Source organism: Streptomyces sp. NBC_00654 (assembly GCF_026341775.1).
Classification (GTDB): Bacteria; Actinomycetota; Actinomycetes; order Streptomycetales; family Streptomycetaceae; genus Streptomyces.
In genome coordinates this window covers 1,624,841-1,637,573 of record NZ_JAPEOB010000001.1, presented here as the reverse complement: position 1 = coordinate 1,637,573, position 12,733 = coordinate 1,624,841, and the positions used below count along the sequence as shown (strand labels likewise).

Below are 12,733 nucleotides of genomic sequence, written 5' to 3'. Positions count from 1 at the left end.
GCCACCTCGCGCTGCCGTCGGCGAGGAGGCGGCCCTTGTGCAGGACGAGGACACGGTCCGCGATCGCGTCGGCCTCTTCGAGGTAGTGGGTGGCGAACAGGACGGTACGGCCCTGGCCCGCCTGCTCGCGCATGGTGGCCCAGAAGGCCTGGCGGGCGGTGACGTCCATGCCGGTCGTCGGCTCGTCGAGGACGATCAGATCGCTGTCCCCGGCGGTGGCGAGCGCGAACCGTACGCGCTGTTCCTGGCCGCCGGAGAGCTTGTTGACCATCCGTCCGGCGATCTGTGCGATCCCGGCCCTGGCGAGCACCTCGTCCACCGGATACGGCCTGGGGTGCAGCCCGCGGACGAGGCGGACCAGTTCCCCGACGGTGACGTCCTCCATCAGGCCGCCGCTCTGGAGCATCGCGCCGACCCGGCCCGCGACGATCGCCTCCCGGGGGCCGGTGCCGAAGAGCCGGACCGTACCGGAGTCGGGGGTGCGCAGCCCGAGGAGCAGATCGAGGGTCGTAAATGTGGGATGACAGATGTCATGCCGGGCCGATGACGGGCGTACGACGCCGCCCCCGGCCGGAGGGTTCCGGCCGGGGGCGGGGCGTGTGCGCGGGTGCGTACGCGGGTGCTTACGGGCGGCGGCCGGTCAGCCCTGGCCCGTCAGATCGATCGTGACGGTGCGCTCGGCCGCGGTCTTCCCCGCCAGTGCGGTCTTGATGGCCTGGGCCACGTCGTCCGCGCTGACCTGGTGCTTCTTGCCGTCGCCCTTGACCGCCATGACACCGTCGAAGACTCCGTCGCACAGGGTGTCGATGGCCTGCTTGTCGTAGTGGTCGACGAGCCGGCCGTCGATCGCCTTCATGGACAGGATCTTCGGCAGGGACTTCGCCGGGCCGAACAGGATCTGCTTGGGACCGGCCTTGATGAGGATCAGACCGGACATCGCGGGCTTGGCGAACTCCTTCATCGCCCGGTCCAGTTCGGCCTGGGTGATGGTGGGTTCGTGCGTGGCGACGGGCAGTTCGACGACGCCCGCCTTCCCGGTCTGCACCTGGGCCCGGTAGGCGTCCCGCACGGAGATCAGGGACTGGTTGACGTCCAGCGCCTTGCCCGCCTTGCCCGGTACGGCGACGGCCTTGTACGGCTCGAACTTGATCGTGCCCTCGGTCGCGGAGCCGGAGACGCCCGCCAGGTCGGTCAGCGCGACCCCGAGCTTCTCCTCGTCGACCGGGATCACCGGGTCGGCCGGACGCTCGCCGCCGAACAGGGAACCGATCACCGAGACCGGGTTGTAGTCGCTGCCCGCGGCAGCACGCACGGTCGCCTGGCTGTCCAGGGTGAGACCGGCCTTCTCCGGGACGAGCGTCTCCTTCTTGCCGTCCACGGACAGCTGGAGGGGAGCCTGGGCACGCTTGCCGAGGGCGGCTTCGAGCGTGCCGACCGCCTCCTCCTTCGTGCCGCCGCCGATGTCGACGCCGAGCACCGTGGTGCCCTTGGGAACCTCGGAGTGGTTCATCACGAGCCCCGCGCCGTACGCGACACCGAGCAGCACGACGGCACCCGCGCCGAGCAGGACCAGCTTGGAGCGGCCCTTCTTGGCGGGCGCGGCCTTCGGGGCCGGGCGGGCGGCGGGTCCGGGCGCCGGGACGGACGCACCGGCGGGTCCGCTGCCCATCGGGCCCGGTCCCGTGCCGTCGGCTCCGCCGGGCCGGCTCGGGAACGACGAGCGGGGCTCGCTCGGCACGACGGGGATGCCGCTGGTGAGCGTGTTACCGGAGACATGGCCGCCGGGGCCGGGCTCGGGGGCCGGGGCCTGCGGGGTCAGTATCGCGGTGTCGTCCGACATCCGCGGCGGTACACCGCCGGGGGCACCGGGCACCATCGGACCGGGCCCACCGGGGCCCGGGGCACCGGGACCGCCCGGCCCCGACGGACCGGAGCCCGCCGGGCCGCCGATGCCGTGGACTCCCCCGAGGTCGGGGGTCAGGAACGAACTGCCGGTGGCCGGACCCGTGGTGGGACCGGACGGGCCCGGGGTGCGCACCCCGAGGTTCGGCGTGGCCCTGGGGCCCCCGCCGGGAGCCCGGTCGCCGAACTCGTCCAGGGCGCTGCCGCCGGGCTGCGGGCCGTCCGAGAAGTACGGCAGGTCGGCACGGGGCGGGGTGGCCCCGGCCCCCGTACCGGCTCCGGCGGGGCCGGCCACCGAGGTGGTCGTCGGGGTCTTGCGCGGGGCGAACCAGTCGCTGCCGCTCTTCTCCTTGCCCGGCCTGGCGGCGGGCGGCTCGGCGGCGCCGTCCCGCGCCTCCGGGTCCGGCCCGCCGGAGCCCGCGCCGTCCGCCGCGGGCGCGAACCCGGGCGGGAGCGTGCCGGGACGCACGGAGCTGCCCGTGCGCTCGGACTCGGGACGGCCGCCGGAGGTGTCGCCCTCGCCCATCGGCGTACGCATCACGACCGGCGGGATGGGGCGCGAACCGGGGATGTTGATCCGGATACGCGTCGTCAGCGTCGTCTCGGTTCTGGGTTCCTCGGGCCGGGGCGGGTCCGCAGGGTCCGGGGCCTCGCCCGGACCGTCCTGCGACGGATACTGGCGGGATCCGTACGGCGGCGTACCCGACGGGTACGCGGCTCCGCCGCGCCCCTGGGGCCCGGAGGACGAACTGTCAGTTTCACGACTCAAAGCAGGTTCTCCCGATTGGCTCCGCCGCCCGTACTTCCCCCATGCCGCAGGCCAGGGGACGGCTCGGCGCGCGCACCACCATACTGGCCGCCGCCGAAGGACATTTCGCGACCGGGGAAAACCTCCACCCCCGCATCACACCCGTGAGGGTCATTCCGGGATCGGACATGGCACATCACGTACCGGACCGGCCCGTGTCGGTGGCCGGCCGGGGCAGCCTGGAGGTGGTGGCACAGATCACAGCGACGGCCGTCCCGCCGAGCAGGAAGAGCGTCAGGCCGAGTTCGTCCCCGAAGACATAGTCGCCCTCGGGCCGGCCGCCCAGCAGGACGATCACCGCGACGAGCCAGCCCGCGCCCGGTGCCAGCGCGCCGAGCTGGGTCCCGAACAGCGTCCGGCCGCCGTAGAAGACTCCCGCGGACGCGGCCAGGGCGAGCAGCAGTCCGCCGGGGAACCAGGCCGCCTGGACAAACGATCCGGCCAGCGCGACCAGCGCCCCCAGCACCGCGAGGCCGACGTAGGCGGCGATCCGGGAGGGGTTCAGCGGCGCGGCGAGACCGGTGGGCCGCGGGCTCCTGGGCGGTGCGTTGGTGCGCGGCGAACGCGCCTGGGCCCGCACCTTGTCCTTGCCGTCGCTCATGCCCGCGCTCCGGGTGCCTCTGCCGCGTCCGGCACGCCGTGCGGTCCGTGCTCCGTGTCCGGTCCGTGCTCCGGTCCGTGCTCCGCTTCGGGCAGACCCGCGAAGAGGTCCGTCTCCCGGGCCTCCCCTCCGGCCCCCGGAACCCCGTGCACCAGCTCGTAGTACTCCGTCGTGAAGACGGGCTGCCCGAGGTCGTTCGAGAGGGCGAAGAAGGGGCCCTGGACCGCGATCTGGGTGGCATGGGCGCGCAGGGCGGCCGTCTTCGCCTCCGCGTACGCCGAGCCGTCGATCTCCGCGGTGATCCGCGCGTCCTCGACCACACCCGGCACGTCGTCGACGGCGGCGATGCCCGCGAAGGCGTCCGGGGCGGTGGCCCTCAGCCGCTCGAAGCCCGCCTCGGCCACCGGCCGGGGCACCCGGTTCCAGTAGATCTTCGCGATCGCGTGGGGTGCGGCGGTGCCGGGGCCGGTGCCGTACGCCGGGTCGGCGGCGAGCTCCGCGGCGCGCATCGCGACCCGGTGCGCCTGGATGTGGTCGGGGTGCCCGTAGCCGCCGTCGGGGTCGTAGGTGACGAGGACCTGGGGGCGGACCTCCCGGATCACCCCGACGAGCGGGGCGGCGGCGTCGTCGACGGCGGTGTCCCAGAACGCTCCGGGCCGGTGGTTCTGCGCGGCGCCCATCATGCCGGAGTCGCGGAACCGTCCCGGGCCGCCGAGGAAGCGGTGATCGGACACGCGGAGCTCCCGCATCGCGGCGGTGAGTTCACCGATGCGGTGGGCCCCCAGCGTGTCGTCCCGGTCGGCGGCGAGGTGGGCGAGCGCGGGCGGGATGATCTCGCCCTCCTCGCCGAGCGTGCACGTCACCAGCGTGACGTGGGCACCCTCGGCCGCGTACCTGGCCATGGTGGCGCCGTTGTTGATCGACTCGTCGTCGGGGTGCGCGTGCACCAGGAGCAGCCGGCGCGCGGGAAGGTCCTTCATGAGGACACCCTACGAGCCCGGCCCCGGGTCCGGGGTCCGGCATCCGGGGCTGGGGCTCAGATACCCGGCATCGACCGGTGCGCGGGCAGAAGCCGAGCGCACACGGTCAGAAGACGGGCGCACACAGTCAGAACTTGATGCTGCCGATCATCCCCGCCACGTTGCTCGTCAGATCGGAGATGGTCGGCGCGATGGACGAACTCGCGATGTAGAACCCCAGCAGCATGCAGACCACCGCGTGTCCGCCCTTCAGTCCGGATTTCCGGATCAGCAGGAAGACGATGATCGCCAGCAGCACTACCGCCGAAATCGAGAGCGCCACGGCGGTTCACCTCCATCAGTACGGTCGGGACGGGCAGCACACGTGGAGCCAGCAGGTTCATACCCACCGAGCGCTACGGATCATAACTATCCGTGCCAAGGCATTGATCGGGGCACGGCAGCACGAGGGGCGCACGAACCGTTCCCCGGGGCTAAGTTCGGAGCCATGACCTCGCAGAAGCTGTCTTTTCCCCGCCAGCACGCACGGACCCAACGGTTCACTCTCGGCGCACCGCGCGCGTTCACCGTCTCACCGGATGAGACGCGGGTGATTTTCCTTCGCTCGTCCTCGGGCACCGACCGGACCAACCGGCTCTGGGTGCTGGACCCGGCGACCGGCGAGGAGCGCCTGGCCGCCGACCCCGAAGCCCTGCTGGGCGGTTCGGCGGAGAAGCTGTCGCCCCAGGAGCGGGCCCGGCGCGAACGGACCCGGGAGGGGTCGGCGGGCATCGTCGGCTACGCGGTCGACAGCGCCGCCGAGTTGGCGGCGTTCGCCCTCTCCGGAAAGGTGTACGTGGCCGAATTGCGGGCCGGGACGGCACGGGCGCTGCCGGTGCCGGGTCCGGTGATCGACCCGCGGCCGTCCCCCGACGGACGGCACATCGCCTATGTGACGAAGGGTGCGCTGCGGGTCGTGTGCGCGGCCGGCGAGAACGACCGGGCGGTCGCCGAACCGGAGGCCCCCGACGTCACCTACGGCCTCGCGGAGTTCGTCGCGGCCGAGGAGATGCACCGCTTCCGGGGCTTCTGGTGGTCGCCGGAATCGGACCGGCTGCTGGTGGCCCGCGCCGACGACAGCCCCGTACAGCGTTGGTGGATCGCCGATCCGGCGCATCCGGAGCGCAGGCCCGCCGAGGTCGCCTACCCGGCCGCGGGGACGCCCAACGCCGATGTGCGGCTCTTCCTGATGGACCTGGACGGGGCCCGTACCGAGGTGGTCTGGGACCGGGCGCAGTACCCGTATCTCGCCCAGGTGCACTGGTCGTCGGCGGGTGCTCCGCTGCTGCTGGTGCAGGCCCGGGACCAGCGCGGCCAGCGGTATGTGGCGGTGGACACCGAGAGCGGTGCGACGCGGACCGTGCATGCCGACGAGGACCCGGTATGGCTTGATCTTTTCCCCGGGGTGCCCGCGTGGGCACCGGACGGGCGGCTCGTACGGATCGCCGACGAGGGCGGCGCGCGGGTGCTCGCGGTGGGCGACCGGCCGCTGACGGGGGCCCAGTTGCACATCCAGGCGGTGCTGGACATCGGTGAGTCGGATGTCCTGGTGTCGGCGACGGCGGGCGAGGAGGCGGCCGTCGCGGAGACCGGGCAGAGCCATGTGTACCGGGTCAACGAGCTGGGCGTCGAGCGGATCTCCGAGGGCGAGGGGGTGCATTCGGCGGTCCGGTCCGGTGCGCTGACGGTGCTGGTCTCGGCGTCGCCGGAGCGGCCGGGGGCCGCCGTGCAGGTGCTCCGGGACGGCAAGCCGATCGCCCGGATCGCGAACTTTGCCCAGGAACCGGTGCTGTCCGCCCGGGTGACGCTCACCGAGGGGGGCGCACGGCGGATTCCGTGCGCCGTGCTGCTTCCCACGGGCTATCAGGAGTCGGACGGTCCGCTTCCGGTTCTGATGGATCCGTACGGCGGGCCGCACGGCCGCCGGGTGGTCGCCGCGCACAACGCGCATCTGACGTCCCAGTGGTTCGCCGACCAGGGATTCGCGGTGGTCGTCGCGGACGGCCGGGGCGCACCGGGCCGTTCACCGGGCTGGGAGAAGGCGGTCCGGGACGACTTCGTGCTCACCCTCGACGACCAGATCGAGGCACTGCACGCGCTCGCCGGGCGCTTTCCGCTGGATCTGTCCCGCGTCGCGATCCGCGGCTGGTCCTTCGGCGGCTATCTGGCGGGGCTCGCGGTGCTGCGGCGCCCGGACGTCTTCCACGCGGCGGTCGTGGGCGCGCCGGTCACCGACTGGCGGCTGTACGACACCCACTACACCGAGCGCTATCTCGGCGACCCCGCCGAGCAGCCCGAGGTGTACGCGCGCAACGCCCTGATGACGGACGACGGGCTGTCCGAACCCGCCGACGAGATGCGGCCGATGATGATCGTGCACGGCCTGGCGGACGACAACGTGGTGGTCGCCCACGCCCTGCGGCTGTCCTCGGCGCTGCTCGCCGCGGGCCGGCCGCACGAGGTGCTGCCGCTGAGCGGGGTGACGCACATGACCCCGCAGGAGCAGGTGGCGGAGAACCTGCTGCTGCTCCAGGTGGACTTCCTCAAGCGGTCCCTGGGCCTGAAGACCGGCTGAGAGCCGGCCGGGGCAGGCCCGCGCGGCCGGGCTTCCCGCGCCGTCGCCGGGCCCTCTCCGGGCCTCCGGGCACCCGAGGGCGCCCGGAGGGCCCCGTCACCAGCCGGGCGGCGGGGAGGAGGGCGGCGGCGGGCCGTAGCCGGGCGGGCCGGCGGGCGGGGTGCCCGGCGCGGCGGCGGGCCCGCCCTGCGGGTAGCCGTAGCCGGGCGCCTGGCCGGGGACGGGCGGGTAGCCGTATCCCGGACCCTGCCCGGCCGGCGGCGCGTATCCCGGTCCGTACCCCGGTCCGGCTCCCTGACCGGGCGCGGCGCCGGGTCCCCAGCCCTGGCCCCAGCCGCCGGGGCCGTAGCCCTGGTTCCCGCCGGGGACCTGCTCGACGCCCCTGCGGGCCAGGGCGATCAGCGTCACCGCCCCGGCGAGGACCGAGAAGAACATGGTCAGCATGTTCAGCTGGAGCTCGGTCCCCATGTCGGCGAAGTCGTCCAGCATGTCGTGGTGGACCGTGCGGGCGACGCCCAGGACGCCCGAGGAGAGCACGAACCCTCCGGCGATCAGGCCCAACGGCCGGGTGTGGACCGCGTGGACGAGGGCGCTGAAGGCGGCGACCAGACAGAGCAGGGCGACGGACACGCTGCTCCAGCCGGGCGGCACGTCGGTCAGCGCGACCCGGATCCGCTCCCCTCCGGTGTACCAGTCGGGGTAGACGGAGGACGGCAGGGTGAACGCCTGCCGGATCTCCCACGCGAGGTAGACCGCCCCCATGGCACCCAGCACCAGGAAGGCGAGGGCCGAGACGCCCCGGCCGGGCCTGGTGGGCCGCTCCCCGCCGGTCTCGTCCGCGGGACGGCGGCCCGCCGCACCGGTGATGATCAGCGCGAGCGCGGCCGCCAGGGCCACGAAGGTGCCGATCATCGCGCGGGTGCGCAGCTCGTCCGCGTAGGAACCGTCCATCCAGGAGGCGCCGATGATCCAGATGCCGGGGAGCCGCACGGCCAGGGTGACCACCCCGGTGGCGACCAGCGCCGAGGCGGCGACGGAGGACCGCAGCGCGGCGACGGCGGCCAGCACGTAGACCACGAGCAGCACCGCGCCGTCCCGCGAGGTCGCGGGCACTCCCTTCGGCCGGGAGTCCATGTAGCCGGCCCAGTACTCCCACAGCTCGACCGGTCCGCCGAGGGCCCTGAGGTCCCGCACTATCCAGCCCGCCGCAATCAGCGCGAGTACCGCGCACAGCACGGCGCCGGTGATTCTTGCTCCCCGAGTCAACGTCACACCGGCGATACTCCACTGCCCCGTGGCGATGAACAAGGGGATCCGGAGGGAATCGCGGCCAGGGGTACGGGAACGGGCAACCGGCCGGGGCGACATGACGACACCCCGGCCGGTTCACGGCACCCGCACGGCCGTACGCTGTTCATCGTGGAGCGTTCGTATATCGGTGCGGCGACAGTCGAGTTGCCTCCGTGTTAACGAATCCGGTGCGCATTTGTCGCCGTATGCCGCCCGGCTCCGCATTCCGGTTCGGAATCTTTCCGGATTCCGGCCGGATTCCTTCCGCGAGATATTCATCCGGCGGCTCCCCGTAATCCGCGGACCGTTTCCGGTGTTTTCCGAGCGGAGTCACGGACCGTTTTCCGGCTCCGGCGCGGAAGGGTCCTCGTCCTGCGGCGGCCGGCCTTTCCTGAGTGCCGTGCCGGGGGCCTCCACATCCGGGCCCGGGTTCCCGTCCTGGGTCCCGTCCTGGGTCCCGTCCTGGGTCCCGTCCTGGGGGTCCAGCTGTCCCTCCGTCGGCACCACCCGCTTCTCCTCCGCGAAGTGGCAGGCCGAATCGTGCTTCGCCGGACTGTCCACCAGCCGGAACACCGCCGGGACCGCCAGCAGCGGCACCTCCAGCTCACACCGCTCCTGGGCCTTCCAGCACCGGGTGCGGAAGCGGCAGCCGGACGGCGGGTGCGCGGGCGAGGGCACGTCGCCGTGCAGGATGATCCGCTCGCGGTACTCGCGGGCCATCGGGTCCGGCACCGGGACGGCCGAGAGCAGCGCCTGGGTGTACGGGTGCGTGGGGTGGTCGTAGATCTCCGCGTCGGTGCCGATCTCGACGATCCGGCCCAGATACATCACCCCGACCCGGTCGGAGATGTGCCGGACGATCGACAGGTCGTGGGCGATGAAAACGAAGCTGAGGTTGAACTCCGCCTGGAGCCGGTCCAGCAGGTTGACCACCTGTGCCTGGACGGAGACGTCGAGCGCGGAGACCGGCTCGTCGGCCACGATGATCTCGGGGTTGAGCGCGAGGCCGCGGGCGATGCCGATGCGCTGGCGCTGACCGCCGGAGAACTGGTGCGGATAGCGGTTGATGTACTCCGGGTTGAGCCCGACGACGTCCAGCAGGTCCTGGACCTTCTGGCGCCGGCTGCCCTTGGGGGCGACCTCGGGGTGGATCTCGTACGGCTCCCCGATGATGTCGCCGACCGTCATACGCGGGTTCAGCGAGGTGTACGGGTCCTGGAACACCATCTGGATGTTGCGGCGCACGGTCTTCAGCGCCCGGCCGGACAGCTTGGTGATGTCCTCGCCCTTGTAGCGGATCGCGCCCGCCGTCGGCCGTTCCAGGTGGACCAGCATCCGGGCCACGGTCGACTTGCCGCAGCCGGACTCCCCCACGATGCCCAGGGTCTCGCCGGCCGCGAGGTCGAAGCTGACCCCGTCGACGGCCTTGACGGCCCCGATCTGTTTCTTGATCAGGATGCCCTGGGTCAGCGGGTAGTGCTTGACGAGGTCCCGGACCTCCAGGATCGGGTCGCCGTTCGCGTACGCCGTCCGCTCCCGCGCCTTGGACAGCAGGGTGGCGGCCACCTCGCCCTCCTCGCGTGCTTGCTTGCGTCCGCCGGAGTGGTCAGCGTGCATCGAGCGTCTCCTTCCAGAAGTGGCAGGCGCTCTGACGGTGCTCGGCCACGTCGTACAGCGGCGGCTCGTCGGTGCGGCACACGGCCTGGGCCATCGGGCAGCGGGGGTTGAAGGCACAGCCGGGCGGGATGTGCAGCAGGTTGGGCGGCAGGCCCTTGATCGCGTACAGCTCCCGGCCCTTCTGGTCCAGCCGCGGGATGGAACGGAGCAGGCCCTTGGTGTAGGGGTGGGCCGGGGCCCGGTAGATCTCGTGGACCGGGGAGGTCTCGACGATCCGGCCCGCGTACATCACGGCGATCTTGTCCGCGACGTCGGCGACCACGCCGAGGTCGTGGGTGATCAGGATCAGGCCCATGTTCAGCTCGCGCTGGAGCTCCGCGAGCAGATCCATGACCTGGGCCTGCACCGTCACGTCGAGCGCGGTGGTGGGTTCGTCGGCGATGATCAGGGAGGGCTCCAGGGCCAGCGCCATGGCGATCATGATGCGCTGGCGCATACCGCCGGAGAACTGGTGCGGATAGTTCCCGACCCGCTCCTTGGCGGCCGGGATACGGACCCGGTCCATCAGCTCGATGGCCTTGGCGCGGGCGTTCTTGCGGGACATCCCCCGGTGCACGACGAACATCTCGCCGAGCTGCTCGCCCACCGTCAGGACCGGGTTCAGCGAGGACAGCGCGTCCTGGAAGATCATCGCCATCTCCTGGCCGCGGACCTTTCGGCGCTCCTCCGGCTTGAGCTTCAGCAGATCGCGGCCCTTGAAGAGGATCTCGCCGCCGCCGATCCGCCCGGGCGGCATGTCGAGGATGCCCATGATCGCCTGGGCGGTGACCGACTTCCCGGAGCCGGACTCGCCCAGGACGGCGAGCGTCTCCCCCTCGGAGACCGAGTAGTTGACCCCGTTGACGGCCTTGGCCACGCCGTCGCGGGTGTGGAACTCCACGTGCAGATCGCGCACTTCCAGCAGCATGGCAACGGACTCCTCAGCGCAGCTTGGGGTCGAGGGCGTCGCGCACCGCGTCGCCGAGCATGATGAACGCGAGCACGGTGACCGCCAGCGCTCCGGCGGGCCAGAGCAGCATGTGCGGGGCGTTGCGGATGTAGTTGGACGCGGCGGAGATGTCGATGCCCCAGGACACGGCGGGGTCCTTCAGGCCGACGCCCAGGTACGAGAGGGTCGCCTCCAGCGAGATGTACGTACCGAGCGCGATCGTCGCTACGACGATGACCGGCGCGATGGCGTTGGGGGTGATGTGGCGCAGCATCATCCGGGTGTTGGAGGCGCCCAGCGCGCGGGCGGCCTGGACGTAGTCGTTCTGCTTCGCGGTGATCACCGAGCCGCGGGCGATGCGGGCGATCTGGGGCCAGCCCAGCAGGACGATGAAGCCGACGACGGGCCAGACGGTGGAGCTGGTGACGACGGAGAGGAAGACGAGACCGCCGAGGACCACCGGGATACCGAAGAAGACGTCGGTGATCCGGGAGAGGATCGCGTCCCAGAAGCCGCCGAAGAAGCCGGCCAGGCCGCCGAGCACGCTGCCCAGGATCGCGACGCCGAAGGTGGCGCAGACGCCGACGGTCACGGAGGTCCGGGTGCCGTAGACGACCCGGGTGTAGACGTCGCGGCCCTGCGGGTCGAAGCCGAAGGGGTGGCCCGGTTCGGAGCCCTTCTGCGCGTCGTCCAGGTTGGCCTGGAGCGGGTCGCCGCTCGCGATCAGCGACGGCCAGATGGAGATGATGACCAGGAAGAGGATGACCAGCCCGGAGATGATGAAGACGGGGTTGCGGCGAAGGTCCCGCCAGGCGTCGGACCACAGGCTGTGCGGTTTGCCGGACGGGCCCATCCCCTCGGGTCCGCCCGGTGTCTTCTCCAGGGTCACCCCCTCCTCCAGGGCGAGGTCCATCCCGGCGCCGGCTCCCGCCGGGGAGATCGCTCCGTCCGATGACAGCGGCTCAGGCATAGCGGATCCTCGGGTCGAGTACGGCGTACAGGAGGTCGACGATCAGGTTGGCCGCCAGGAAGACGAGGACGAGTACGGTGACGAACCCGACGACGGTCTGGGAGTTCTGGCGCAGGATGCCCTGGTAGAGCTGATAGCCGACGCCGTGGATGTTGAAGATCCGCTCGGTGACGATCGCCCCGCCCATCAGGGCGCCCACGTCCGTACCGATGAAGGTGACGACGGGGATCAGCGAGTTGCGCAGCAGGTGCCGGACGACCACGCGGCGCCGGGGCAGCCCCTTGGCGACGGCGGTGCGTACGTAGTCGGCGCGGGCGTTCTCGGCGATCGAGGTCCGGGTGAGCCGGGTGACGTAGGCCAGTGAGACCGAGGCGAGCACGAGTCCGGGGATGAGCAGCTCGTTGACGGGGGCCTCGGGCGACACGGAGGGCTTGATGATGCCCCATTCGACGCCGAGGAGGAGCTGGAGCAGCAGACCGGTGACGAAGGTCGGGATGGAGATGACGACCAGGGTGAGGATCAGCACGGTGGTGTCGATGGGCCGGCCCCGGCGCAGGCCGGTGACGACGCCGAGGCTGATGCCGATGACGATCTCGAAGACGATCGCGATGATGGTGAGCCGGATGGTGATGGGGAAGGCGGTGGCCATCAGCTCGGTGACCGGCTGCCCGTTGAACGCGGTGCCGAAGTCGCCGGTGAAGACGTTGCCCATATAGGTCAGGTATTGCTGCCAGACCGGCTTGTCGAGGCCGAACTCCGCCTCCAGTTGCGCGGCGGTGGCCGGGTCGCACTGGCGGTCGCCGCAGAGGCCCGCGATGGGGTCGCCCATCACGTTCACCATGAGGAAGATCAACAGCGTGGTGCCGAAGAAGACGGGGATCATCTGCAGCAGCCGCCGGATCACATAACGTCCCATGAGGGGCTCCGGGGGTCGGGGCGAACAGGCGGGGGAAGGGGAGACCG

At 71.8% G+C, this 12,733-nt stretch carries 10 protein-coding genes and 1 pseudogene; 1 reads left to right on the top strand and 10 read right to left on the bottom strand.

Annotation, left to right across the window (positions count from 1 at the left end; all coding sequences use genetic code 11):
* Positions 1–7: 7 nt before the first annotated feature.
* The 5 genes and pseudogenes from OHA98_RS07140 to OHA98_RS07120 all read right to left on the bottom strand — a co-directional run.
* Positions 8–511, bottom strand: a pseudogene (locus OHA98_RS07140) (ABC transporter ATP-binding protein); the annotation flags it as partial.
* 129 nt (positions 512–640) lie between these two features.
* Positions 641–2,671, bottom strand: coding sequence for a hypothetical protein (locus OHA98_RS07135; RefSeq protein WP_266923463.1), 2,031 nt, complete (start codon positions 2,669–2,671; stop codon positions 641–643).
* Between the two features lie 175 nt (positions 2,672–2,846).
* Positions 2,847–3,311 (bottom strand): DUF6113 family protein, encoded by a 465-nt coding sequence (locus OHA98_RS07130; protein ID WP_266923462.1) that lies wholly within the window; start codon positions 3,309–3,311, stop codon positions 2,847–2,849.
* Positions 3,308–4,291 (bottom strand): N-acetyl-1-D-myo-inositol-2-amino-2-deoxy-alpha-D-glucopyranoside deacetylase, encoded by a 984-nt coding sequence (mshB, locus tag OHA98_RS07125; RefSeq protein ID WP_266923460.1) that lies wholly within the window; start codon positions 4,289–4,291, stop codon positions 3,308–3,310. Before mshB ends, OHA98_RS07130 begins: the two co-directional genes overlap by 4 nt.
* A gap of 127 nt (positions 4,292–4,418) precedes the next feature.
* Entirely contained in the window at positions 4,419–4,613 is a 195-nt protein-coding gene (locus tag OHA98_RS07120) for a hypothetical protein (RefSeq protein ID WP_003966517.1), read from the bottom strand.
* A gap of 165 nt (positions 4,614–4,778) precedes the next feature.
* Between OHA98_RS07120 and OHA98_RS07115 the strand changes: the two genes are divergently transcribed.
* On the top strand, positions 4,779–6,905 hold the full coding sequence (locus tag OHA98_RS07115) for a S9 family peptidase (protein WP_266923458.1): 2,127 nt from the start codon (positions 4,779–4,781) through the stop codon (positions 6,903–6,905).
* Positions 6,906–7,001: 96 nt separating this feature from the next.
* On the opposite strand, the gene OHA98_RS07110 is transcribed toward OHA98_RS07115, so the two are convergent.
* The 5 genes from OHA98_RS07110 to OHA98_RS07090 form a co-directional block, all read right to left on the bottom strand.
* Complete coding sequence (locus OHA98_RS07110; RefSeq protein WP_266923456.1) at positions 7,002–8,177, bottom strand: hypothetical protein; 1,176 nt, start codon at positions 8,175–8,177, stop codon at positions 7,002–7,004.
* A gap of 348 nt (positions 8,178–8,525) precedes the next feature.
* The gene (locus tag OHA98_RS07105; protein WP_266923454.1) at positions 8,526–9,812 is read right to left on the bottom strand and encodes an ABC transporter ATP-binding protein; all 1,287 of its coding nucleotides are present in this window, start codon (positions 9,810–9,812) and stop codon (positions 8,526–8,528) included.
* Positions 9,802–10,779: an ABC transporter ATP-binding protein gene (locus OHA98_RS07100; protein ID WP_266923452.1), complete on the bottom strand. Its 978-nt coding sequence runs from the start codon at positions 10,777–10,779 to the stop codon at positions 9,802–9,804. Before OHA98_RS07100 ends, OHA98_RS07105 begins: the two co-directional genes overlap by 11 nt.
* A 13-nt stretch (positions 10,780–10,792) precedes the next feature.
* Positions 10,793–11,770 (bottom strand): ABC transporter permease, encoded by a 978-nt coding sequence (locus tag OHA98_RS07095; RefSeq protein WP_266923450.1) that lies wholly within the window; start codon positions 11,768–11,770, stop codon positions 10,793–10,795.
* Complete coding sequence (locus OHA98_RS07090) at positions 11,763–12,686, bottom strand: ABC transporter permease (protein ID WP_266923448.1); 924 nt, start codon at positions 12,684–12,686, stop codon at positions 11,763–11,765. The genes OHA98_RS07095 and OHA98_RS07090 overlap by 8 nt, the downstream gene beginning before the upstream one ends.
* Positions 12,687–12,733: the final 47 nt, after the last annotated feature.

Bases quoted from the DNA above. Each gene is read 5' to 3' on its own strand.
- OHA98_RS07100 (WP_266923452.1), bottom strand. From the start codon at position 10,779: ATGCTGCTGGAAGTGCGCGATCTGCACGTGGAGTTCCACACCCGCGAC.
- OHA98_RS07115 (WP_266923458.1), top strand. From the start codon at position 4,779: ATGACCTCGCAGAAGCTGTCTTTTCCCCGCCAGCACGCACGGACCCAA.
- OHA98_RS07090 (WP_266923448.1), bottom strand. From the start codon at position 12,686: ATGGGACGTTATGTGATCCGGCGGCTGCTGCAGATGATCCCCGTCTTC.
- OHA98_RS07105 (WP_266923454.1), bottom strand. From the start codon at position 9,812: ATGCACGCTGACCACTCCGGCGGACGCAAGCAAGCACGCGAGGAGGGC.
- OHA98_RS07130 (WP_266923462.1), bottom strand. From the start codon at position 3,311: ATGAGCGACGGCAAGGACAAGGTGCGGGCCCAGGCGCGTTCGCCGCGC.
- OHA98_RS07095 (WP_266923450.1), bottom strand. From the start codon at position 11,770: ATGCCTGAGCCGCTGTCATCGGACGGAGCGATCTCCCCGGCGGGAGCC.
- mshB (WP_266923460.1), bottom strand. From the start codon at position 4,291: ATGAAGGACCTTCCCGCGCGCCGGCTGCTCCTGGTGCACGCGCACCCC.